This is a genomic window from Amycolatopsis sp. NPDC059027, from assembly GCF_042739735.1.
In the GTDB taxonomy this organism is placed as follows: domain Bacteria; phylum Actinomycetota; class Actinomycetes; order Mycobacteriales; family Pseudonocardiaceae; genus Amycolatopsis.
In genome coordinates this window covers 1-20,645 of record NZ_JBHYIK010000028.1, presented here as the reverse complement: position 1 = coordinate 20,645, position 20,645 = coordinate 1, and the positions used below count along the sequence as shown (strand labels likewise).

Here is a 20,645-nt window from a genome sequence, read left to right as displayed (position 1 = left end):
CGGGCAGCGGGCACGAGGAGGCGCGGTAATGAACTCACCACAATGGACTGGCGGGCCGCTGCCGCCCTATGGTCAGCCGCCCTACGGCTACCCGCCGCGGCCGGGGTACCCGCCACCGAAGAAACGGCGCCTCGGGCTGCTGATCACCGCGATCGCCCTCCCGGTGATCCTGCTGCTCGGCGGTGGGATCACGGTGTTCGTCATCTACCAGAACGTGCACGCCGACGGCGGCGAGCCACCATCGAACGCCCAGCTCGGCAAGGCCTGCGCGGCAGTGAGCCCGCAGACGCTGGCCGCGCTGCGCACCACCAATCCCTATCCGCCCCTGAGTTCGCAACAGACGGGGTACACCTCGTGCGTCTGGGTGCAGACGAAGGGCCAGGACGGTCCCGGCCACCGTCAGCTGACGTTCCAGGTCAGCGACAGCACCAACTACGACTCCCAGTGCGACGGCACGCCGGCCCAGCCGCCGCCGATCGGCGACATGACCTGTCTCGGCCTGAAAGGCTCCGGCAGCAGCAACATCCGCCAGAGCCAGCTGCAGTTCACCAAGAACGGCAAGCACGTGCTCGTCCAGTTCGAGGGCTGGGACGTCGGTTTCCTGGGCAACACCCCGTTCTCGGACGACGTCCTCGTCAAGGCGGTCACCGACGTCGGCACCGAAGTGGTGAACCGCCTCTGAAAGACGCCGCGCTCGGAGGTGGGCGTGGTCCGTGAAGGCCTCCTTCACAGCGCTCAACGCTGCGAAGGAGGCCTTCACGGCCTTGAAGTCCACAAAGGACAGAGGTGTCTCAGCTCTCCCCGAGCGTACGGCCGAGAAGGGCGAGCAAGCGTTCCCAGTGACGCCGCAACGCGGCGGGATCGAACGCAGCCGTGTCGGACATCGTGAAGCCGTGGATCGTGCCGGGGTAGATCTCGCAGCTGTGGCCGACCCCCGCGTCATCCAGCGCCTGTTCGAGTTCGCCGAGGGCCTCCGAGGACATGTCGCCTTCGGCGAGACCGATGTGGACCTCCGCGGCGAGCCCGGAGACCAGCCGATGCGGGCTGTCGGGCGCGTCGGTGACCAACGGGCTGGGGTGGAACCCGGCAACGGCGGCCACCTGATCGGGATGGGCCGTCGCGGTGCGCATCGCCAAGCCCGCTCCCATGCAGTAGCCGGTCACGGCGACCGGACCGGCGCCGACCTCCGGCTGCGCGGTGAGGAACCCGAGGTAGGCGTCGGCGTCGCGCAGGGCGCGTTCGGTGGTGTGTGCCTCGATGAAGGGCATCAGCCGCTCGAAGACCGCGGGCCGGACCTCTTCGCCGATGTGCTCGGGAAGGTCGATCACCGGCGCCGGGCTGTGCCGGTAGTAGAGGTTGGGGAGGAGCACGTAGTACCCGTGCCCGGCCAGTTCGCGGGCCATCTCGCGCAGCACGGGCCGCACGCCGAAGGCGTCCGCGTACATCAGCACCCCGGGGTGCCGGTCGCCGTCGTCGGGGAAGGCGGCGAAGGCGTCGGCTTCGCCGTCCGCGGTGGAAATCCGCAGTGTCTTGGTGGGCATGAACTCTCCTGTCGTGGTTGATGTGTGGAGCTCGTGATCAACACGACAGGGGTGGAGCCCGCGCGGCGCTCAGAAGAGCACCGGGTCACCAATCCGTGTGTGGCGCGTGGCCGTCCCGGTAGTCATCGCCGCACAGCATAGCGAGGGTGTCGAAACGGCGCCTTCCTTTTCGTCGGTGGGGCATGAACACGGAAAAGATCGTCGAAACCGGCGGCGTCGAACTCGCCGTCGAGACCTTCGGTACCCGGGACGACCCCGCGGTGCTGCTGATCGGCGGCGGCTCGATGCTGTCGTGGGACGCCGGGCTGTGCGCGCGGCTGGCCGCCGGGGGCCGGTTCGTGCTGCGGTACGACCTGCGCGACCACGGCAGGTCGGTGACGTACCCGCCCGGCGCGCCCGAGTACGACCTGCGTGCTCTCAGCGCCGACGCCGTCGGCCTGCTCGACGCGTACGGACTGCCGAAGGCACACATCGTGGGCAGGACCGTCGGCGGGTGGATCGCGCAGCTCACCGCGCTGGACCACCCGGAGCGCGTCGCCACGCTCGCCCTGGTGTCGACCAGGCCGACCGCGCACGGCCCGAGCGACCCCGACCTGCCCGAGCACGCTCCCGAGGTGATGGCATACGTGACGGGCACGCCACAGCCGGACTGGTCGGATCGGACGGCGGTGGTGGAGTACCAGGCCGGGTTCGCGAGGGCCGCGTCCTCCGGGGCTCCGCACTTCGACGAGGCGTCGGTGCGCTCGGTCCTCGAACGGACGTATGACCGGGCCACCGACATGGCGTCGTCGTTCAACATCGCGGCCACCGATCCCGGTGCGCGGTGGCGCGAGCGGCTGGGCGAACTCGCGGTGCCGACCCTCGTCCTGCACGGCACCGCCGACCGGTTCTTCCCGTACGGCAACGCGGTGGCGCTCGCCGCCGAGATCCCCGGCGCGCTGCTGCTCCCACTCGAAGGCGTCGGGCAGGAGCTGCCGAGCGTCGTCTGGGACACCGTCGCGTCCGCACTCCTGGGGCACACGGCGGGCCGAACTGAGTAGTTCCGCGGATGCGGCGAGGGCGGGCGGATCGGCAGGCTCGCGGACATGCGAACCGACGTTTCCCTCGCGCCCGCCCTCGGCTCCGGCGAATCGAGCCTGCGTCGCAAAGCGGTCACCGGCGCGCTCCACGGCTTGCTCGCCGGACCGGCACTGGGCGTGCTCCTCGTCCTGATCGCGGTGGCCGGGCTGTGGGGCCGCACCGGGCTGGACGGCCCCGGCGTGTTCTTCCTGATGCTGCTGGTCGGCGTGACGCAGTACGGCCTCTACGCCTGGCTCGTCGTCACCGGCGCGGCCGCGCTGGCCGCGGCCTTCGGTCCCGCGCACCGGGCTCGTCGTCGTGCGTGGCTCACCGCCGTGCTCGCTTTCGCGGTCTACGTCCTGGCGCTGGCCGGAGTCCTGATCTTCTGGCCGTGAGGGCCGTACTCCTCGCGGTCACCCGAGCATGCGCAGGATCTCGCCGATGATCAGCTCCGGTTCGGTGAACATCACGAGGTGGCCGGACTTCGACGCCTCGACCAGCCGTCCGTTCGGCAGCGCGTAGGCGGTGCGCCGGTGGGCCGCGGTGATCGCCTTGCGGGTGCTCGCGGTCAACCGCGTCGACCGCATGCCGGTGATGACGCTGACGTCGAAGCCGCCGAGTACCGGCGGCCGGTCCCGCAGCCCGCGCAGTTCGCCGGGGAACGGCGCCATTTCGGCGAGCATCGCGCCGACGGCCCGCATGGTGAAGTCCTCGGCCCGGTGATCGGTGACGACGTCGGCGGGCTGGACGCGGCCCGGTTTGCTGCCCAGCAGCCGGTAGAGTCCGAGCCTGGCCACCGGCGGCAACGCGAACTGCATCATCCGATGCCGTTTTTCCGTCGCGGGGTCGAAGAACAGGTCGCAGTTCTCGTCGCTCTGGTCCACCAGGACGAGACCGCGGACGCGGCCCGGATCGGCCGCCGCGGCCACGCGCACGATCGGCCCGCCCCAGCTGTGCCCGACCAGGATGAACGGGCCCGGCCCGAGCGCGGTCAGCAGCGCGCCGAGATCGCCGGCGATCCGCTCGAGCGTGCGTGGCCGCGGATCGGGGTCGCTGCGGCCCGTGCCCGCCCGGTCGTAGACCACCGCGCGGACGTGCCCGGCGACGGCCGGTTGCACGAGTCCCCAGGTGGACCGTGAGAAGCCCATGCCGGATTCGAACACCACGACCGGCCCGCCGGTGCCGCGTTCCATGTAGTGCAGCCTGCGGCCGTCGTCCAGCGGCACGAATCCGCTCGTGCCGAACGTGTGGGTGCTCGCCGTCATCCCGCCTCCCGCCATCAAGTAAGGCTTACCTTAGTCCAGAGGGGAACGGATTCGGCGGCCGGTGCTGTCGATCGCGGGCGGTGTCGTTCGCCGTAGGTGAGGAAGGCATCGGTACGAGCGAAGGAACGACATGCGCGAACTGAAGGCGATCACGTTCGTGACCCTGGACGGGGTCATGCAGGCGCCCGGCGGCCCCGACGAGGACCGCGACGACGGTTTCGAGCACGGTGGCTGGGCGGTACCGCACATCGACGAGGGGATCCTCCGGCTGATGACGGGGCTGACCGCCGAAGCCGGCGCGTTGCTGGTGGGCCGCCGGACCTACGACGTCTTCGCCGCCACCTGGCCGCTGGCCGAACCGGGCGATCCGATCGGCGACCGGATGAACGGCCTGCCCAAGTACGTCGCGTCGCGGGCACTGGGCACCGTGTCGTGGCGGAACTCGACGCTGCTCACCGGCGACGTCGCCGAAGCGGTTCGCGAACTCAAACGCGGCGAGGGCGCCGAGATCCAGGTCCACGGCAGCGGCGACCTGCTCCAGACGCTCCTGGCGCACGACCTCGTCGACGAGCTTCAGCTGCTGGTGTTCCCGGTGCTCGTCGGCTCGGGCAAGCGGCTCTTCGGGACCGGGACCGTCCCCGGCCGGCTCCGGCACGAGTGCACCACGGTCTCCGGCAGCGGCGTCGTGATCAGCCACTACGTCCGGGACGGCGTGGTCGAGTACGGTGCGATGGGGCCGGAAACCGGGAACTGGTGACGGGACGGACGATGCCGCAGTACGCGATTCTGATCTACGAAAAGGAAACGCCGGGCGGCGTGGCCGACATCCCGCCCGAGGTGATGGAAGCGAACCTGGCCGCCGGGCCGAAGATCGCGGAGATGGGCGTGAAGGTCGTCCACGAGCAGGCACTGCAGCCCAGCGCGGCGGCCCGCACCATCCACCGCGACGGCCTGGTCACCGACGGTCCCTTCCTGGAGACCAAGGAGGTCATCGCCGGGTTCTTCGTCGTGGAGGCCGCCGATCTCGACCAGGCGATCGCCGTCGGGAAGCTGCTGCCGATCATGGACGGCGCGGTCGAGGTGCGGCCGCTGCTCGAGATGTGACCCCGGCCGAACGGGCCGTCGCGGACGCGCACCGTCGCGAGTGGGCCACCGTGCTCGCCGCGACGGTGCGCGTCACCCGCGACCTCGACCTGGCCGAGGAATGCGTCCAGGACGCCTATGCCGACGCGCTGGCGGCCTGGGCACGCGGTGGCGTCCCGGCCCGGCCGGGAGCCTGGCTGACCACCGCCGCCCGGCACAACGCGCTGGACGCGGTGCGCCGGGCCAAGACCCTGCGTGCGAAACTGCCGCTGCTCGTCGAGCCCGCGGCGGCCGAAACGGTGCTCCCCGAGGATCCGGTGGTGCGTGACGACCGGCTGCGGCTGGTGTTCCTGTGCTGCCATCCGGCGTTGTCCGCCGAGGCGCAGGTCGCGCTCACCCTGCGGCTGGTCTGCGGTGTGTCCACTCCGGACATCGCGAAGGCGTTCCTGGTCGCGGAAACGACCATGGCCGCCCGGCTCACCCGCGCGAAGAAGAAGATCGCGGGAGCGCGGATCCCCTTCCGGCTCCCCGCGCCTGCCGAGCTGCCGCGCCGGCTGGACGCGGTCCTCACCACGATCCACCTGCTCTTCACCACCGGGCACACCGCGCCGACCGGGCCCGCGCTGGCCGACGAGGACCTCGCCGAACGCGCGCTCGCGCTGGCACGCGTGCTCCGGGACCTGCTGCCCGGTGCACGCGAGGTCTCCGGGCTGCTCGCGTTGTTGCTGGCCAACCATGCCCGCCGGGCCACTCGGTCCACTGAGGACGGACAACTCGTGCGGCTGGCCGACCAGGACCGCGCGGCCTGGGACCGGCAGGCCATCGCCGAGGCGGACACACTGGTCGTCGAGGCGCTCCGTGGTGGTGATCCCGGCCGGTTCGCCCTCCAGGCCGCCATCGCGACGCTGCACGCGGACGCGCCTGCCTACGAGGACACCGACTGGGCACAGATCCTTGTGCTCTACGACGCGCTGCGGAAGGTATGGCCTTCGCCCGTGGTCGCGCTCAATCGCGCCGTAGCGGTCTCGATGGTCGACGGCCCGGCAGTCGCGTTGGCCGAGATCGAAAACCTGGAAGGGGATCCCCGGCTTTCCGGCTATCGTTACCTGCCCGCGGTCAAGGCGGACCTGCTGCGCCGCCTCGGTCGGGACGCCGACGCCGCGGTGGCGTACGAACAGGCTCTCGCTTTGGCGGGCAACGACGTCGAACGCGCGTTCCTCGCCGGGCGGCTCGCCGAGCTGCGCTGAGTGTCCACAGAAGACTGTCGGGAAAGGACAGTGCATGGCCGGGGTGTTTCCGCCGATCGAACCGTACGACCACGGACTGCTCGACGTCGGCGACGGTAACCACGTCTACTGGGAGACCTGCGGGAAGCCGGCCGGGAAGCCCTTGGTGATGCTGCACGGCGGCCCCGGCCAGGGCTGTTCACCGCAGATGCGGCGGATGTTCGATCCCGAACGCTATCGGGCCGTGCTGTTCGACCAGCGGGGCTGCGGACGCAGCGTGCCGCACGCGAGCGACCCCGCCACCGATCTGCGGCACAACACCACCGAGCATCTCGTCGCCGATCTGGAACGGCTTCGCGCGCACCTCGGCATCGACCGCTGGCTGGTGACAGGTGGCTCGTGGGGGAGCACACTGGCCCTCGTCTACGCGCAGCGGTACCCGCATCGGGTCTCGGAGATCGTGGTCAGCGCCATCTCGACGGCGCGACGTTCCGAGATCGACTGGCTCTACCGCGGCGCCGCGCGCTTCTTTCCCGAGGCATGGCAACGGTTTTCGAGCCTGGCCCCGAACGGCGACGACCTTCTCGCCGCCTACGCGCGGCAGCTGGAGGATCCCGACCCCCGGGTGCGTGACCGTGCCGTGAACGCCTGGTGCACCTGGGAGGACACCGTCCTCTCCCTGGAACCGAACGCGCCCCTGACCGTCCACAATGGTCATCCGGACCCTGGCAGCGTGGCGTTCGCCCGGCTCACCGCGCACTACTACTCCCACGCCGCCTGGCTCGAGGAGAACGCCGTGATCCGCGACGCCGGACGCCTCGCGGACATCCCCGGCGTCCTGATCCACGGCCGCCTCGACCTGAGCTGCCCGGTGACGACCGCCTGGGAACTCGCCCGCGCATGGCCCGGCGCCGAACTCCTCGTCGACGACCAGTCCGGCCACCACGGCAGCGTCACCAAACTCGCCTGGACCTTGGCCGCACTGGCCAGCTTCGCCACCCGCTGACACGGATCCCCCGCGCCGGTCCGTCCTCCAGTTTCCGGGATGTGTTTCGCGAGGGTCAATGAGCCGTTCGAGTAGCGCCTTCAGCGGTTGCCTCTCATCTGTCCTATGTGGAGAGACAGCGGTTTCGGGGCCACAGGCAGTGATCATGCATTACACGTCTGGACCCTTGTCCCACCGGTTCACCGTTGCTTAACCTGGGAAGACGCGGCACGTTCACGCCGCGGCTGGGGTTCGGCCAACTGGGGTTGGTTCCTCGTGACGGTGGCGAGCGCCACCGATGATTCCCGCTGCCGGAAAGGAATTCCGATGTCTGTCGCGCCGGATCGGTCGGTTTGCACGCGCTGCGGGATGCCGCTGGCCTACGACAGATTCATCGCGGGCCTCGACGGCAGGGAGGTCCCGGCCGCGACGGATCTGTGCACGCATTGCGTGAATCCGCCGGATCCCGCGGACCTGCGAGAACCGGAGGACCGGGGCGCGCTGCTCGACCTGGTCTTCCGGATCAGCCGTGGCGAGGAGGTCGGCGAACTGCCTGCCGAACTCGGCGAACTGGTCGCCAGCGTGCCTGCCCGGCGGGCCGGGGCGAAGGCCGACGCGGTGGTGCTTTACAGCGGGGGCAAGGACTCCAGCTGGATGTTGCACGACCTGGCCGCCCGGGACGTCCGGGTGGTGGCCTGGATGCTCGACCAGGGATACCAGTCGCCGCTCGCCATCCGCAACGCGCGATCGTTGTGTGACAAGCTCGGCGTGGAACTGGTCATCGCCCGGCCGGAACGCGATCCGATGAACACGTTGTTCCGGCTCGGTTTCGCGATGAACGAGGAGGACGACCCCGCGCTGCTGCGCGCCGCGATGTCGTGGGGCTCGGCCTGCTGGCCGTGCTTCTCCACCATTCTCGCGCAGGCTTCGGTGTTCTGCCTGGACAACGCGATCCCGCTGTGTTTCGTCGGCACGCACAAAGGGCAGAACCGGACCACCGCCGGGGACAGCCCGATCGTCAAGGTCGACGGCCTGACGCCGTTGGACGGAGTGGTCGAGGATCAGGTTTCGCTGCTGCGCAAACACGCCGAACGAAAAGCGCCCGAGGCCGCCGAACTGCTGCGCACGGGCTACAGCGGGACAGCGCTCGTCCCGTTCTACGAATTCGTGCCGAAACCGCCGACCGAGCGGATCATCGCGGATCTCGAGGCGATCGGCTGGGAAGTCCCCCGCAACACGGGAAGCTGCAGCACGAACTGCATGATCAACGAGCTGGGCTACCGGATCATGCGCAACCAGTACGGATTCGACATCTACCAGATCGCGGAAGCACACGAGCGACGGCTGTCACCGGATCCGGCACCGGCGAATATCGCGGTACTGGACGAGGAAGCGATCCGGCGGGGCGCCAAACTCATCGAGCTGACCCCGGTCGAATCGCGTCGCTGGGGCGTCGAGAAGTGACCGAGGAGACCGACTGGGCCCGGGTACGGGCCGAGTTCGATCTCGATCCCGCGTACGTGCATCTGAGCCTTTCGGTGATCGCGCCGCATCCGCGCCCCGTCCGGGCGGCCATCGAACGGCACCGTGCGGGTCTCGATCGCAATCCGGCTCTGTATTTCCACCGGCGGGACGACCTGCACCGGCGGGTGCTGGAGAAGGCCGGGCACTACCTCGCGGCCGATCCCGACTCGATCGCGCTGACCGAGAGCACCACGATGGGCCTGGCGGTGGTCTTCACCGGCATGGTGCTGCGCCAAGGGCAGGAGATCCTCAGCACCGGCCACGAGCACTACGCGGCCAAGGAACTGTTGCGGTTCAAGGCGGAATCGAGCGGAGCGGCACATCGGACGATCGATCTCTACGAGGATCCGCGCACGGCGACCGCGGACGAGATCGTGTCCGCCGTCGCGCGCGGCCTCGGCGAGCGGACCCGGCTGCTGGCGCTCACCTGGGTGCACTCCGGGACCGGGGTCAAACTGCCACTGGCCAGGATCGGCGCGGTGGTGGCGGAGGCCAACCGCGGGCGGGCCCCCGGCACCGAAATCCTCGTCTGCGTCGACGGCGTGCACGGGATGGGCGTGGAGGACTTCGAGGTCGGCGACCTCGGCTGCGACTTCTTCGTCGCGGGCTGCCACAAATGGCTGTTCGGTCCACGGGGCACCGGCCTGGTGTGGGGGAGCGAGCGCGGCTGGGCGGCGGTGCGGCCGATCGTCACCTCGTTCGACGTCGAGGTGTTCTGGCCGTGGTACCAAGGGTTTTCCCCCGACGAGAAGGCACCCAAGGCGCGGCTGTGCACGCCGGGCGGTTTCCCGGCGTACGAACACCGCTGGGCGCTGGCGGAGACCTTCGACTTCCACCAGGCGCTGGGCAAACCGCGAGTGGCCGAACGGATCCACACCCTCAACGAGCACTGCCGCGCGGCGGTGGCCGGCATCCGGGGTGTGCGGGTGCGCACCCCGGACAATGCGGAACTGACCTCGGGCATGGTGTGTTTCGACGTGCCCGGTCTCGACCCCGCCAAGGTGGTCGAACTCCTCGAAGCCGACGGCGTGATCGCCGGGCAGACCCCGTACCGCAGCAGCGCGGTCCGCTTCGCGCCCGGTGTGCTCAACACCTTCGGCGACATCGATCGCGGGGCGGAAGCGCTGGCGCGACTTGTCAAGGCGCACACCTGACTTCGTCCATTGTGTACCGAAAGCGAGAAGACGCTTGGCGGACAAAGATATCGCGGACACCGGCACTGCGGACGACGAGGCGGTGGCGAAGGTGGCACGCGCCGCCACCCTGTTCACGCCATGGGCTCTGCGGGCCGCGGTCACCTTGCGGCTCCCCGATCTCATCGCCGAGGGCGTCACCGACGTCGGCGAACTCGCGCTCCGGGCGGGCGCCGAGCCATCGGCGTTGCGCAGGCTGGTCCGGTATCTGGTGCTGCTGGAGGTGCTGCGGGCACCGTCGGCGGACCGGGTCGAACTCGGCGAACTCGGGGCGGTGCTGTGCCAAGGACATCGGGCGGGGCTCGCGAGGGCGCTCGACCAGGCAGAGCCGTTCGCCCGCCGCGGAGACGAGGCGATTTCCGGGCTGGTGGCGGCGATACGCACCGGCAAGAGCGTCTGGGCGTCGTTTTCCGGCCGCCCGTTCTGGGACGATCTGGCCGCCGACCCCGAACTCGGCCGCTCCTTCGACGGCGCGATGGCGGGACACGCCGCCGCGGTCGGGCCCGCCATCGCCGCGGGGTACGACTGGTCCGGCGTCCGGCACGTGGCCGATGTCGGCGGCGGGACCGGGCTGGCACTGGCCGCCGTCCTCGCGGCACACCGCCACCTCACCGGGACGCTGGTGGACCGGCCGGACACGGTGGCGCGGGCCGATGCGGTGCTGCGCTCCGCCGGGGTGGCCGATCGGGCCACGGTGTTCGGCGGCAGCTTCTTCGACCCGCTCCCCGCCGGGGCGGACGTCTGCCTGCTGGCCAACATCCTGCACGACTGGCCGGACGACGAGGCGACGGCCATCCTGCGCCGGTGCGCGGCCGCCCTCACCGGCGGCGGCCGGGTCGCGGTCATCGAGCGGACGCTGGACGAGGTGCCCGCGGCACCGGCCGACCCGGGCCAGTTCGTTGCGAGCCAACGGGATCTGGCCATGTTGCTGCTGCTCGACGCCGGCGAGCGGACGACGGCCCAGTTCCGCGCCCTCGGCGCCGCCGCGGGGTTGCGGCTGGCGGGGATCACCCCGCTGATCCCCGGGCAGGGCCTGTCCGTGCTGGCCTTCGAGGTGCGGTGAGCGGACGGTCAGCCCGCCCAGCTCACCGCGAGCGGCAACGCGCGATAGCCGATCGCCTTGCGCGCGTCCTCGGCGATCGCCCCGTCCGCGACGGCGAAATCCGGCCACCGCCGCAGCACCGCACGCAGCGCGAGGTCCTGTTCCAGCCGGGCGAGCGCGGCGCCGACGCAGAAGTGGATCCCCCTGCCGAATCCCAGATGCCGGTTGGCGGCGCGCCGGATGTCGAACCGGTCCGCGTCCGGGAACTGCCGTTCGTCCCGGTTGGCCGAGGCGATCCAGACGAGCACCACCTCGCCCGCCGGGATCCGGGTGCCGCCGATGGTGACCTCGCGGGTGGTCCGGCGCGGTGTCGCGGGAAGCTGGCCGCGGAACCGCAGGACTTCCTCGACCGCATCGGGAATGAGCGCCGGGTCCGCGCGCAGCTGTGCCGCGGCCCCGGGGTGGGTGGCCAGCAGCTGCACCGCGTTGCCCAGCACCAGCGTCGTGGTGATGTGCCCGGCCACCAGCAGGAACCCGCAGACGCCCAGTACTTCCTCGTCGGTGAGCCGGAATCCGTCGACCTCGATCGAGGCCAGCTTGCTGATCAGGTCACCGGCCGGATGCTTCCGCCGGTACCGGATGTGGTCGAGGAAGTACGCGTTCATCTCGCCGATGAGCGGTTCGATGGACAGCAGCATCTCCTCGGTCGCCACGACCACCGGCTCGTCGCCGCGGCCCTGGAAGAACAACGCGTCGGCCCAGGCACGGAACCGGTGCCGGTCGGCCAGCGGAATGTCGAGCAGTTCGGCGATCACGATCAGCGGCAGCGGATAGGCGAGGTCGGCGACCAGCTCGACCTGGTCCTTCCCGGCGAGCGCGTCGAGCAGCTCCTCGGCGATCGCGGTGATCCTCGGGCCGAGCCCGGCGATCATCCTCGGCGTGAGCGCGCCCCGGACCAGGCTTCGCAGTTTCGTGTGCTCGGGCGGGTCGAAACCGTTGAACGCGCCCTTGGCCACGATCGCGAACTGCTCGGGCTGACGGACGGCCGAACGCAGGTCCGAGGAGAACGTCTCGTGGTCACCGACGATCCGGACGGCGTCGGCGTAGCGGAACACGTGCCAGTTGCCCAGCTCCGGATCGTGGGAAACCGGTTTCTCCTCGCGCATCCTGGCCCACCAGCTCACCAGCGACGCGTACTCGCCGCCTTGCGCGGCAAGGGCTTCGGCGGTGGTCATCCCGCCACCACCCCGGTTGTCTCGGTGTTCTCGGCCCGGCCGGGGTCGGCGTCCATGATCCGGAAGATCTCGTCGTGAAGGCCGCGCAGGATGGCCGGGTCGCCGGGATCACGCCGGTCGATCAGGCCCAGCTCGGTGGTCCTGGTGACGAGATCCGCCACCGTGTTCAGCCGGTAGTGCCCGAGAAACGCGCGTACGGCAGGGGAATAGCGCTCCTGGCGCAGTTCCGCCGTGCCGGGCGCGGGCGTGATCCGCCGGGGATGTTCGGTGAGTTCGCCGACGACGTCACGCAGGACACGCATCGTCTCGTCGTAGGTCGCCCACGCCGGGACGCGGTAGTCGCGCAACGGTCCGTGTTCCAGCACCCGATGGCACTGGTCGGCGAGGTCGCCTGCCCGGACCCTGGCGAAGTCGAAGGGGCTGCTCTGCGGTTCTTCGCAGTAGTCGACGTCGGCGAGCGCGCCGTTGTGTTCGCCGACGAAGTAGGGAAAGCCGTCCCACCGGGGCACCACCGCCGGAATGCCGCAGGCCATCGCCTCCAGCGGGGCCTTGCCGTAGGTTTCGAAGATGCTCGTGGCGCCGGACACGTAGAGATCGGCGGCGTTGTAGAGGTTCACCGTGTCCCGCCGTTCGAGGCGCTGGAACTGCACGACGTGTTCGAGCCGGGCGGCGAGCTGGTTGTACAGCACGGTGTCCACATGGGTCATCGACATGACCAGCAGCGCCTCGGGGATCCGGCGGCGCAGTCCGTGGTAGGCCTCCAGCAGCGGGCCGATGCCCTTGTCGGCCATGAACCTGCCGGTGTAGGCCAGGATCGGCCTGCCGGCGGGGAGGCCGAGCCGTGCGCGGGCGGCGGCCTTGTCCCCCGGCCGGTAGATGTTCTTGATGCCGAACGTGCAGATGTTGCGTGCCGGGATCCCGGCGACCCGCTCGTAGGCGGCCGCCGCGTTGGTCGAGCCGCAGATGACCAGGTCGCCGGGATGCGCGGTTTCGGCCACCAGTAACAGCTGGGAGAGGATGTTGAGCGGATACGGGTTGGTGTGCGGGATGATCAGCGCCGGACAGGAGTACCCGTCACGCCGCATCAGGTACAGCAGCGGCAACGCTTCGGTGTACTCGGCGATCACGAGGTCCACAGAGGACAGGTCGCACGCTTCCCGCAGTCTCTGGTACACCTGCTCGAAGAATGCGAAGCTGTGCCGGCTCGCCGGCATCTGCTCGATCCGGAACAGCAGCAGTTCGCTGTCCTGGCAGAAGATCCTGACGTCGTCGGGCGCGTCGGTCAGCGCCAGTACGCGTTTCATCCCTTGTCGTTCCCGTCCGTCGGAGCACCCGGTGCTGGTTCAGTGGCGGGGCAGGGTCTCGAAGTACATCTGCTGCTTCCCCAGCTCGGGCCAGCGGTCTTGAGCCGCCTTCGCCGACTCGATCACCCGCCGGACACCTTCTTCCACGGTGACCGAAGGATGGAAGCCGAGGATGTTCTCCGCCGCGCGCGTATCCGCCCAGAGCCGTTCCGCGTAGATGGCGATCGGGGTGGGTACGTACTGCGGAGTGAATTCGATGCCGAGTTCGGCGCCGACGAGATGCAGGACACGGTTGAACGTCGTCTCCAGACCGGTGCCGACGTTGAACTCCTGGGTCTTGAGATCCTGTTCCAGCGCGAGCTGGAAGGCGCGTCCCGCGTCGGTGACGTAGATGAAGTCACGGGTCTGCTGGCCGTTTCCCCACACGACCGGCGTTTTCCCGCTCAGAGCCGCCCAGACGAACAGCGAGATGACGTTCGCGTAGCCACCCTTGCTGAACTCGTCGTGCCCGTAGACGCTGAACGGCCGGAGCCCGATCGCGGTGATCCCGTACCGGTCCGAGTACTGCCTCGCGGCCTCCTCGTTCCACTTCTTCGACAGCGCCTTGAGATCCGGCGGGGCCAGTGTCATGTCCTCGGTGTAGGGAACCGGATTGCCCTCGTACACCGCGCTCGTGCTGGCGTAGACCAGCTTGCCGACGTCGTTGCGGCGCACGGCTTCCAGGATGTTGAGGAAGCCCTGGGTGGTGACCGAGGCCCCGTCGGTCGGATCCTCCTCGTACATCAGGAAGGACGAGGGCGCGGCCAGGTGGATCACCCCGTCCTTGCCCTTGGTGAGCTCGGCGATGAGCCCGTAGTCGCGGGAGTCGCCCTCGACCCAGTTGACCTGGTCACGGATCTCGTCGGCGAGGAACTCCTTCCCGCCGATCTTGTAGTTGTCCAGTGCCGTGATCGTGTAGCCGTCCAGAACCATCTGGGCAATCATGTTGCGGCCGATGAAACCCGCGCCGCCGGTGACGAGCACATTCGTGCAGGAAGGCATAGCGCTCCTCATGAAGTCATTTACTGGAGCCGGTGCCGAGTCCGCCCAGTGACACCGGTGAGAGTTAATCCTCTTCATTGGACCAAAGGTTTACGGAAGGTGAAATCCGCCGATCGGGTGGAAGATCAATTTAGCTGAACGCGCTTACCGATCAAGGTGTTCCTGTCTCTCGACAGGATTTGAAACCGTTGCTGTGAAAGGGAAAACGAGATCTCGTACGCGTGTACGAGAAGGTGATCACGGTGTCGTGGAACGAGGTCCGTTCGGGTGCCGTGCGGTCCCGATAGGAACAGAGCGCGACAGAACCGGGCACCGATGGACCATTGAAGAACGCTTGACCGTGATGCTACAAAAGGTTTGGCGCGATCTACCGGCGACTGGGGCGATCGAGGGTAAACCGTCGGAGTCAGGTCGGATATCCGTTCGTCCATTGTGGAGTCACAGGTGTTCGTGCCCGCCGGGTGGCACGTGTCGCAGGGCACGCCTCCCGGATGTCCTGTCACGGGCGGCCGCGCCGTCCGGGCATTTCTCTTCGAGCCAGGAAAGGAGGGAACATGGAGATGAACTGGGTAGCGGACCGGGCCAACTGGGTCTCGGACCGCGCGAACTGGGTTTCCGACCGCGCGAACTGGGTGTCGGACCGGAGCACGTGGTTCTCCGACCGGGCCAACTGGGTCTCGGACCGGGCGAACTGGGTGTCGGACCGCAGTGAATGGGTCTCGGACCGGGCGCTGAGCCCGTCCGCCGGTGTTTACGACCTGATCGCGGTGTAGTCACAGCGCGGCCGGCGCGGTTCATCGTCCGCGGTGATCGGCCGCGCCGGCCGCGCCTGCTGGGGGCGCAGGACGCTTGGATGCCCGATTCCGTCGAGAGTCATGGGAAAGGTGCCGCGTGATCGTCGTTGCCGTGCTGTTGGTGCTCGTCGCGGCGTTCGCGCACGCGGGGTGGAACGTCGTGGCCAAGCGGATGGGTGCGTCGGGGACGCTGTTCGTCTTCTCCTACATGGCGGTGGGCAGCGTGGTGGTGCTCCCGCTCGGACTCGGCACGCTCCTGCTGGGCGGGCCGGTGGACCTGGGCAGATGGGCGGTGTCGGCCGCGGTGGGCACCTGTCTCCAGCTGAGCTATTACCTGTTGCTGCAACGGGCTTATCGCACCGCCGAGCTTTCGGTGGTGTATCCGCTCTCCAGTGGTGCCGCACCCGTTTTCGCGATCACCGCCGCGGTGCTCGTGCTCGGCGAACGCCCGGGAGTACTCGCTCTGCTCGGCGCGGCGACGGTGATCGCCGGCGTGCTGGTCATCACCGTCGACCGGTCCCCGGCGCCGGTGAACAGGGCGGCTACCTTGGCAGCGCTGGGTTTCGGCCTGCTCATCGGCCTCGCCAACGCGGTGGCGACGTTGTGGGACAAGCACGTGGTGAGCGGCTTCGGGATCTCACCGCTGCTGGTGTTCTGGGGCGTCTCGGTCGGCGAGGTCCTGGTGCTCTCGCCGGTCGCGCTGAGCCGGATCCGGCGGCTCCGGGAACTGTGGGCAGGGCACTGGCGGAACATCCTGCTGGTCGGCGTCCTTGTCCCGGCCGCCTATGTGCTGGTCCTGTTCGCGATCCGGCTGGCGCCGGTCAGCGTCATCGCGCCGGTCAAGGAGCTCAGCATCGTCACCGCCGTGCTGGGCGGGTGGTACTTCCTCGGTGAGCAACAGCTGCACCGCAGAGTCGCGGGCTCGCTCGTCGTGATGGGCGGCGTGGCCATGCTGACTTTCGCCTGAACCCCGGAAACCGAATCCCGGAAACTGCGGAGGGAACGAGCAATGAACCGAACTTCCCCCGACGCGGCCGTGCGGTCGACCTTCGACACGGTGGCCGAGTCCTACGACCAGAACGGCGTCGAGTACTTCCAGCCGGTGGCCGGGAGACTCGTCGAACTGGCGGGACTCGCAGAGGGGGAGTACGTGCTGGACATCGGATGCGGTCGTGGCGCGGCGTTGTTCGCCGCCGCCGACGCGGTCGGTGACACCGGGCAGGTCGTCGGGATCGACGTCTCGGCGGCCATGGTGGAGCGCACCGCCGCCGAACTGCGCCGGCGGCACGCCCGCGGCGCGGTCGTCGCCGTGATGGACGGTTCCCAGCCGGGTTTCGCGCCCGGCTACTTCGACGCCGTCATCGGCAGCAACAGCGTGCACATGGTTCCCGACCTGGAAAACGCCTATGGGCGGTACCGGCGGCTGTTGGCACCCGGCGGCAGGCTGGCGGTGTGCGCCCCGGCGACGGTGACCGAGCCCGAGGCCCGGGTGTTCGGCCTGCGCTCCATCGCCGAAGCGAGCGCCCGCTACTCGGTTTCGCCACGGGTGTACCCGCAGGAGGAGGCCTTCGGCGGGGCGGCCAAGGCGGAGGCGGACCTGCGGCGAGCCGGTTTCGCCGATGTCCGCGTCCACGTGGAGGACGTACTGCTCAGAGCGGAGTCGCCCCAGCAGTTCGTCCGGTGGACCTGGACCCACGGCATGCGGATGATGTGGGACACGATGCCGGAGGACCGGCGGGAGGCGGTGGCGGAGACGATCGCCGACGAGGCGGCGCAGTACCGGACCCCTTCCGGCGCCCTCGAGATCCCGTCCCCGATCCGGTATTTCATCGCGCACTGACGACCGCTCGCCCGGCGCCGCTCCACCCGCCAGTGCGGGCACGTTCGTTTGCGGAGCGTGCAGGACCGAGGTGACCACTGCTGGGGTCCGGGGCGTAGCCTCCGGGCGGGTGCGGGGTTGCACCCCGCAGGGGATGGCGAGCCCCGGCGAGGCAAGCGCGTTCCGCGAGCGCGATTCATCCGTGGGTGAACGTGTTCGTTTGCGGAGCGTGCAGGACCGAGGTGACCACTGCTGGGGTCCGGGGCGTAGCCTCCGGGCGGGTGCGGGGTTGCACCCCGCAAGGGATGACGAGACCGGCGAGGCAAGCGCTCTCCGCGAGCACAGCTCGCCACCGGTCGAGTGCCCTCGGCAGGATTCGAACCTGCGACACCTGCCTCCGGAGGGCAGTGCTCTATCCCCTGAGCTACGAGGGCGTCTCGTTGCTGAGCAAAGCCTAGCGCATACCCGCGCATGGGTGTCTCGCCGGGTGCCTTACGCGGAGCAGCGCGCTCGAATCGGCTTCGCGTCCACGGAACGGTAGCGTTGGCGTTCGTGCAGTTGAGTGTCGTGGTCCCGTTGGTGGTCACCGTGTTCGTGGCCGCGACCGGTTACGGAGCGACCTATCTGACGAATCTGCGCCTGGCGCGCCGCAAGGATCGGCTGGAGCGGGTCAACCGTCAGCTCAGCGAACTCTACGGACCGCTCTACGCGCAGGCGGAGGCCGTGGACCGGGCCTGGAACAAGTTCTCCGGCCGGTACGGGGTCGTGTGGGTCAGGTCGGACGTCGCCACCGAGGAGCAGGCCGCTACCTGGCGGTTGTGGATGTCGACGGTCTTCATGCCGCTCAACCGGCGCATGGTCGAGACGGTCGTGTCCCATGCCGACCTGCTGCGTGAGGACACCATCCCCGAGCCGCTGAAGGCGCTGTGCGCTCACGTCGTCTGCTACGAGCCTCTCGTCGCCCGCTGGCAGGAAGACGGGTTCGATTCCGTCCGGTTCGACGATCATGTGTCGATCGCCGGTGATTTCCCGCGTGCGGAGCTGGACGCCTACATGCGGACCTCTTTCGAGTCCCTGAAGCGCGAACAGGCACGGCTGCTCGCGCGGATGCACCGCCTGCGCTGACCGGCCGGGGCGGCTGTGCGTGACGCCACAGCGTGGGATCGCCTCGCCTGGGGGATAGGGCGGGAGTGGCGTTCTCCGGTACCGTGCAGGAGCCGAGGTTAGGGTTACCTTTCTTAGCGGTATGCGCATGCGGCCATACGCGAGCGGAGGCTGGACGATGGGCCACGGACACGGGCACAGTCATGGACACGCCACCGCGACGGCGAGCGCGTCCGGGCGCTACGTCCGCGGGCTGGTCGTGGCGCTGGCGATCGGTGCCGGTTTCATGGTGCTGGAGGTCGTGGTCGGGTTCGCGACCGGCTCGCTCGCGCTGATCTCCGACGCGGCGCACATGTTCACCGACGTGCTCGGCGTGGGGATGGCGCTGGCCGCGATCCTGCTCGCCCGGCGCAGCGGGCCGACGTTCAGCCGGACGTTCGGGCTCTACCGCGCCGAGGTGCTCGCGGCGCTCGCGAACGCGCTGCTGCTGTTCGGCGTCGCAGGGTACGTCCTGGTCGAGGCCATCGGCCGGATCTCCGACCCGCCCGCGGTGCCCGGCCTGCCGGTGCTGCTCGCCGCGGCGGCCGGACTGGTGGCGAACATCGTGTCGTTCCTCGTCCTGCGGGCCGGCGCGCGGGAGAGCCTCAACGTCCGCGGTGCCTACCTCGAAGTGCTGGCGGACCTCATCGGCTCCGTCGGAGTGTTGCTGTCCGGGCTGATCACGCTGCTGACCGGCTGGCGGTACGCGGACCCGATCATCGGCGTGGCGATCGGCCTGTTCGTGTTGCCGCGCACCTGGACGCTCGCCCGCCGTGCGCTGCGGATCCTGTTCCAGCACGCGCCACACGGGGTGGACGTCGCCGCGATCAGCGCCGAACTCGCCGCGCTGCCCGGGGTTTCCGACGTCCACGATCTGCACGTCTGGACGCTCACCTCCGGAATGGAGGTCGCTTCGGCGCATTTGACGGTGGCGTCCCCGGCGGAACAGTCGGACGTCCTCACCGAGGCGCGGAACCTCCTGGCCGACCGGTATTCCATCGAGCATGCGACGTTGCAGGTCGAAGCTCCACAGAGTGCGCGCCGGTGTCAGGAACTCACCTGGTGATCCGATGCGCGGCCCGGTCAGCCGCGCCGCGCGAGGGTGTAGCGCACGACCTGGCGCATCACGATGCGGCCGTCGGGCTCACGAAGCCGGTCGAGTTCGTCGAGGACTTCGGAGCGCACCCGCTGCTGTAGTTCGTCCGGCACGAACTCCCAGAACGCGCGCTGGCCATGGGAAAGTGACCAGTCGACCCACTGCTCCGGGCCGGAGAAGACAATCGGGTGTTCCCGGGTCGCCGAGGAGGTCGCGGTGAAGCCCGCGGAGCCGAGCGCGCGTTCGAAGTTCTCCGGGGAAACCACGGGACTTTCCGGGTTCACCATCGCCCAGATGATCGCGGGCGGCACGAAGGGCCGGAACACCCGCTCGACCCCGGACCAGCGGGGATCGTTGCCCCCGAACAGCGTCACCCCGAGCCGCCCGCCCGGCTTCAGCAGCCCGTGCCAGGCCCGCAGCCCCGCGACCGGGTCCGGCAGGAAGAACACCACCGCCGAAGCGAGCACGACGTCGAAACTCGCGCGCGGTAGCGCGGGTTCCTGGGCGTCCATGACCTCGGCGGTGACGTTGGTCAGGTTCCGCTCGCGAATGTCGTGGGCGGTGCGTTCGATCATCCCGGGTGACAGGTCGATCCCCGTCACCCGTCCCTGCGGGCCGACGCGCTCGGCGGCGGGGAAGAGCACGGCGCCGCGGCCGCAGCCGACGTCGAGGACGTGCTCGCCGGGCCGGAGATCGACGTCTTCGAGCAACTGCCGTGCGAAAACGGGGAAGAACTCGACGCCGACCGCGTCGTAGGTCTCCGAAGACCGGTCGAACAATCCCGCGACGGATTCCCGGAGATCGGTTTCGCTCATCGGCCCAGCCTAACCGCCGGCACGCCGGTTTTCCTTGCTGTGCAACGGAAATCCGCGTTCTTGTGTCGCACGTTCGGGTGCCCGCGGCGGCGATACTCACCGTCGTCACAAAAGCGCGCGCGACGGGGCCGCCGAGCCGATGGCGCGAACGTTCACATTGCGGGCGGGAGGCACCGAGGGACGCCCTTGGTGCGTTGGGTGCGACGGGGGCGTCCCTCGGTGCGTTGAGCGCACTGAAGGCGTCCCTCGGCAATATCTGTGTGGGAGCAGTGCCGCGAACGACGCGTACGAGACGTTGAGCGTCCCGACCGCGTCGTTCAGGACGTGCCAGCCACCTCCCCGCGCGGAGTGTCCCTTGTGGACTCTCGCTGGAGCCCGGAAAGCCGTGAAGGCCTCCTTACCGGCGTTGCGCGCCGGTAAGGAGGCCTTCACGGACCGAACGGCAGAAGTCAGGGGGCGGGCAGCGGATCGGCGCCGCGG

21 protein-coding genes and 1 tRNA gene are annotated in these 20,645 nt (G+C 69.4%); 15 read left to right on the top strand and 7 right to left on the bottom strand.

The genetic code is table 11. The annotated features are described in order from the left end of the window. Positions 1-28: 28 nt before the first annotated feature. Positions 29-682 (top strand): hypothetical protein, encoded by a 654-nt coding sequence (locus ACFWY9_RS20535; protein WP_378325869.1) that lies wholly within the window; start codon positions 29-31, stop codon positions 680-682. 109 nt (positions 683-791) lie between these two features. Here the strand turns inward: ACFWY9_RS20535 and ACFWY9_RS20530 are convergent, their stop codons facing one another. Then, positions 792-1,541 carry a dienelactone hydrolase family protein gene (locus tag ACFWY9_RS20530; RefSeq protein WP_378325870.1) on the bottom strand — a complete coding sequence of 250 codons (750 nt, stop codon included), beginning with the start codon at positions 1,539-1,541 and terminating at the stop codon, positions 792-794. A gap of 182 nt (positions 1,542-1,723) precedes the next feature. On the opposite strand from ACFWY9_RS20530, the gene ACFWY9_RS20525 reads away from it, so the two are divergent. Both ACFWY9_RS20525 and ACFWY9_RS20520 read left to right on the top strand, forming a co-directional pair. Next, complete coding sequence (locus ACFWY9_RS20525; RefSeq protein ID WP_378325872.1) at positions 1,724-2,581, top strand: alpha/beta fold hydrolase; 858 nt, start codon at positions 1,724-1,726, stop codon at positions 2,579-2,581. A gap of 45 nt (positions 2,582-2,626) precedes the next feature. Further along, positions 2,627-2,995, top strand: a complete 369-nt coding sequence (locus ACFWY9_RS20520; protein ID WP_378325873.1) for a hypothetical protein — start codon at positions 2,627-2,629, stop codon at positions 2,993-2,995. An 18-nt stretch (positions 2,996-3,013) separates the two neighbouring features. Here the strand turns inward: ACFWY9_RS20520 and ACFWY9_RS20515 are convergent, their stop codons facing one another. Beyond that, positions 3,014-3,865 (bottom strand): alpha/beta fold hydrolase, encoded by an 852-nt coding sequence (locus ACFWY9_RS20515; protein WP_378325874.1) that lies wholly within the window; start codon positions 3,863-3,865, stop codon positions 3,014-3,016. A gap of 130 nt (positions 3,866-3,995) precedes the next feature. Here ACFWY9_RS20515 and ACFWY9_RS20510 point away from each other — a divergent pair, with 130 nt between their 5' ends. The 7 genes from ACFWY9_RS20510 (at position 3,996) to ACFWY9_RS20480 (ending at position 10,939) form a co-directional block, all read left to right on the top strand. Further along, entirely contained in the window at positions 3,996-4,622 is a 627-nt protein-coding gene (locus ACFWY9_RS20510) for a dihydrofolate reductase family protein (RefSeq protein ID WP_378325875.1), read from the top strand. Then, a complete protein-coding gene (locus ACFWY9_RS20505) occupies positions 4,619-4,969 on the top strand; it encodes a YciI family protein (protein WP_378339568.1) in 351 nt (116 codons plus the stop codon). The genes ACFWY9_RS20510 and ACFWY9_RS20505 overlap by 4 nt, the downstream gene beginning before the upstream one ends. Continuing rightward, the gene (locus tag ACFWY9_RS20500; RefSeq protein ID WP_378325877.1) at positions 4,966-6,195 is read left to right on the top strand and encodes an RNA polymerase sigma factor; all 1,230 of its coding nucleotides are present in this window, start codon (positions 4,966-4,968) and stop codon (positions 6,193-6,195) included. Before ACFWY9_RS20505 ends, ACFWY9_RS20500 begins: the two co-directional genes overlap by 4 nt. Positions 6,196-6,229: 34 nt before the next feature. After that, complete coding sequence (pip, locus tag ACFWY9_RS20495; protein ID WP_378325878.1) at positions 6,230-7,180, top strand: prolyl aminopeptidase; 951 nt, start codon at positions 6,230-6,232, stop codon at positions 7,178-7,180. 306 nt (positions 7,181-7,486) lie between these two features. Further along, positions 7,487-8,623: a hypothetical protein gene (locus ACFWY9_RS20490; protein ID WP_378325879.1), complete on the top strand. Its 1,137-nt coding sequence runs from the start codon at positions 7,487-7,489 to the stop codon at positions 8,621-8,623. Beyond that, positions 8,620-9,837, top strand: coding sequence for an aminotransferase class V-fold PLP-dependent enzyme (locus ACFWY9_RS20485; protein WP_378325880.1), 1,218 nt, complete (start codon positions 8,620-8,622; stop codon positions 9,835-9,837). The genes ACFWY9_RS20490 and ACFWY9_RS20485 overlap by 4 nt, the downstream gene beginning before the upstream one ends. Before the next feature lie 34 nt (positions 9,838-9,871). Further along, complete coding sequence (locus ACFWY9_RS20480; protein ID WP_378325881.1) at positions 9,872-10,939, top strand: methyltransferase; 1,068 nt, start codon at positions 9,872-9,874, stop codon at positions 10,937-10,939. 8 nt (positions 10,940-10,947) lie between these two features. Here ACFWY9_RS20480 and ACFWY9_RS20475 read toward each other — a convergent pair whose 3' ends face one another. Genes ACFWY9_RS20475 through ACFWY9_RS20465 form a run of 3 tightly spaced genes read right to left on the bottom strand, consistent with a single transcriptional unit; the run spans position 10,948 to position 14,498 of the window. Beyond that, positions 10,948-12,153 carry a cytochrome P450 gene (locus ACFWY9_RS20475; protein WP_378325882.1) on the bottom strand — a complete coding sequence of 402 codons (1,206 nt, stop codon included), beginning with the start codon at positions 12,151-12,153 and terminating at the stop codon, positions 10,948-10,950. Beyond that, positions 12,150-13,457 carry a glycosyltransferase family 4 protein gene (locus ACFWY9_RS20470; RefSeq protein ID WP_378325883.1) on the bottom strand — a complete coding sequence of 436 codons (1,308 nt, stop codon included), beginning with the start codon at positions 13,455-13,457 and terminating at the stop codon, positions 12,150-12,152. The genes ACFWY9_RS20475 and ACFWY9_RS20470 overlap by 4 nt, the downstream gene beginning before the upstream one ends. Before the next feature lie 39 nt (positions 13,458-13,496). Then, positions 13,497-14,498: an NAD-dependent epimerase/dehydratase family protein gene (locus tag ACFWY9_RS20465; protein WP_378325884.1), complete on the bottom strand. Its 1,002-nt coding sequence runs from the start codon at positions 14,496-14,498 to the stop codon at positions 13,497-13,499. A 554-nt stretch (positions 14,499-15,052) separates the two neighbouring features. Here ACFWY9_RS20465 and ACFWY9_RS20460 point away from each other — a divergent pair. From ACFWY9_RS20460 to ACFWY9_RS20450, 3 genes are all read left to right on the top strand, one after another. Beyond that, a complete protein-coding gene (locus ACFWY9_RS20460; protein WP_378325885.1) occupies positions 15,053-15,271 on the top strand; it encodes a hypothetical protein in 219 nt (72 codons plus the stop codon). Positions 15,272-15,389: 118 nt separating this feature from the next. Beyond that, positions 15,390-16,259, top strand: a complete 870-nt coding sequence (locus ACFWY9_RS20455) for an EamA family transporter (protein WP_378325886.1) — start codon at positions 15,390-15,392, stop codon at positions 16,257-16,259. A gap of 42 nt (positions 16,260-16,301) precedes the next feature. After that, positions 16,302-17,132, top strand: a complete 831-nt coding sequence (locus ACFWY9_RS20450; protein WP_378325887.1) for a class I SAM-dependent methyltransferase — start codon at positions 16,302-16,304, stop codon at positions 17,130-17,132. Between the two features lie 340 nt (positions 17,133-17,472). Here the strand turns inward: ACFWY9_RS20450 and ACFWY9_RS20445 are convergent. After that, a tRNA-Arg gene (locus ACFWY9_RS20445) sits at positions 17,473-17,545 on the bottom strand. Between the two features lie 118 nt (positions 17,546-17,663). Here ACFWY9_RS20445 and ACFWY9_RS20440 point away from each other — a divergent pair. Both ACFWY9_RS20440 and ACFWY9_RS20435 read left to right on the top strand, forming a co-directional pair. Next, the gene (locus tag ACFWY9_RS20440; protein ID WP_378325888.1) at positions 17,664-18,236 is read left to right on the top strand and encodes a hypothetical protein; all 573 of its coding nucleotides are present in this window, start codon (positions 17,664-17,666) and stop codon (positions 18,234-18,236) included. A 157-nt stretch (positions 18,237-18,393) separates the two neighbouring features. Continuing rightward, positions 18,394-19,320: a cation diffusion facilitator family transporter gene (locus tag ACFWY9_RS20435; protein ID WP_378325903.1), complete on the top strand. Its 927-nt coding sequence runs from the start codon at positions 18,394-18,396 to the stop codon at positions 19,318-19,320. Between the two features lie 17 nt (positions 19,321-19,337). Here the strand turns inward: ACFWY9_RS20435 and ACFWY9_RS20430 are convergent, their stop codons facing one another. Beyond that, positions 19,338-20,165, bottom strand: coding sequence for a class I SAM-dependent methyltransferase (locus ACFWY9_RS20430; protein WP_378325890.1), 828 nt, complete (start codon positions 20,163-20,165; stop codon positions 19,338-19,340). Positions 20,166-20,645 lie beyond the last annotated feature (480 nt).

Coding starts and splice junctions, on each gene's coding strand:
- ACFWY9_RS20470 (WP_378325883.1), bottom strand. CDS start 13,457: ATGAAACGCGTACTGGCGCTGACCGACGCGCCCGACGACGTCAGGATC.
- ACFWY9_RS20530 (WP_378325870.1), bottom strand. CDS start 1,541: ATGCCCACCAAGACACTGCGGATTTCCACCGCGGACGGCGAAGCCGAC.
- ACFWY9_RS20515 (WP_378325874.1), bottom strand. CDS start 3,865: ATGACGGCGAGCACCCACACGTTCGGCACGAGCGGATTCGTGCCGCTG.
- ACFWY9_RS20510 (WP_378325875.1), top strand. CDS start 3,996: ATGCGCGAACTGAAGGCGATCACGTTCGTGACCCTGGACGGGGTCATG.
- ACFWY9_RS20435 (WP_378325903.1), top strand. CDS start 18,394: ATGGGCCACGGACACGGGCACAGTCATGGACACGCCACCGCGACGGCG.
- ACFWY9_RS20520 (WP_378325873.1), top strand. CDS start 2,627: ATGCGAACCGACGTTTCCCTCGCGCCCGCCCTCGGCTCCGGCGAATCG.
- ACFWY9_RS20430 (WP_378325890.1), bottom strand. CDS start 20,165: ATGAGCGAAACCGATCTCCGGGAATCCGTCGCGGGATTGTTCGACCGG.
- ACFWY9_RS20535 (WP_378325869.1), top strand. CDS start 29: ATGAACTCACCACAATGGACTGGCGGGCCGCTGCCGCCCTATGGTCAG.
- ACFWY9_RS20525 (WP_378325872.1), top strand. CDS start 1,724: ATGAACACGGAAAAGATCGTCGAAACCGGCGGCGTCGAACTCGCCGTC.
- ACFWY9_RS20465 (WP_378325884.1), bottom strand. CDS start 14,498: ATGCCTTCCTGCACGAATGTGCTCGTCACCGGCGGCGCGGGTTTCATC.
- ACFWY9_RS20460 (WP_378325885.1), top strand. CDS start 15,053: ATGGAGATGAACTGGGTAGCGGACCGGGCCAACTGGGTCTCGGACCGC.
- ACFWY9_RS20490 (WP_378325879.1), top strand. CDS start 7,487: ATGTCTGTCGCGCCGGATCGGTCGGTTTGCACGCGCTGCGGGATGCCG.
- ACFWY9_RS20475 (WP_378325882.1), bottom strand. CDS start 12,153: ATGACCACCGCCGAAGCCCTTGCCGCGCAAGGCGGCGAGTACGCGTCG.
- pip (WP_378325878.1), top strand. CDS start 6,230: ATGGCCGGGGTGTTTCCGCCGATCGAACCGTACGACCACGGACTGCTC.
- ACFWY9_RS20450 (WP_378325887.1), top strand. CDS start 16,302: ATGAACCGAACTTCCCCCGACGCGGCCGTGCGGTCGACCTTCGACACG.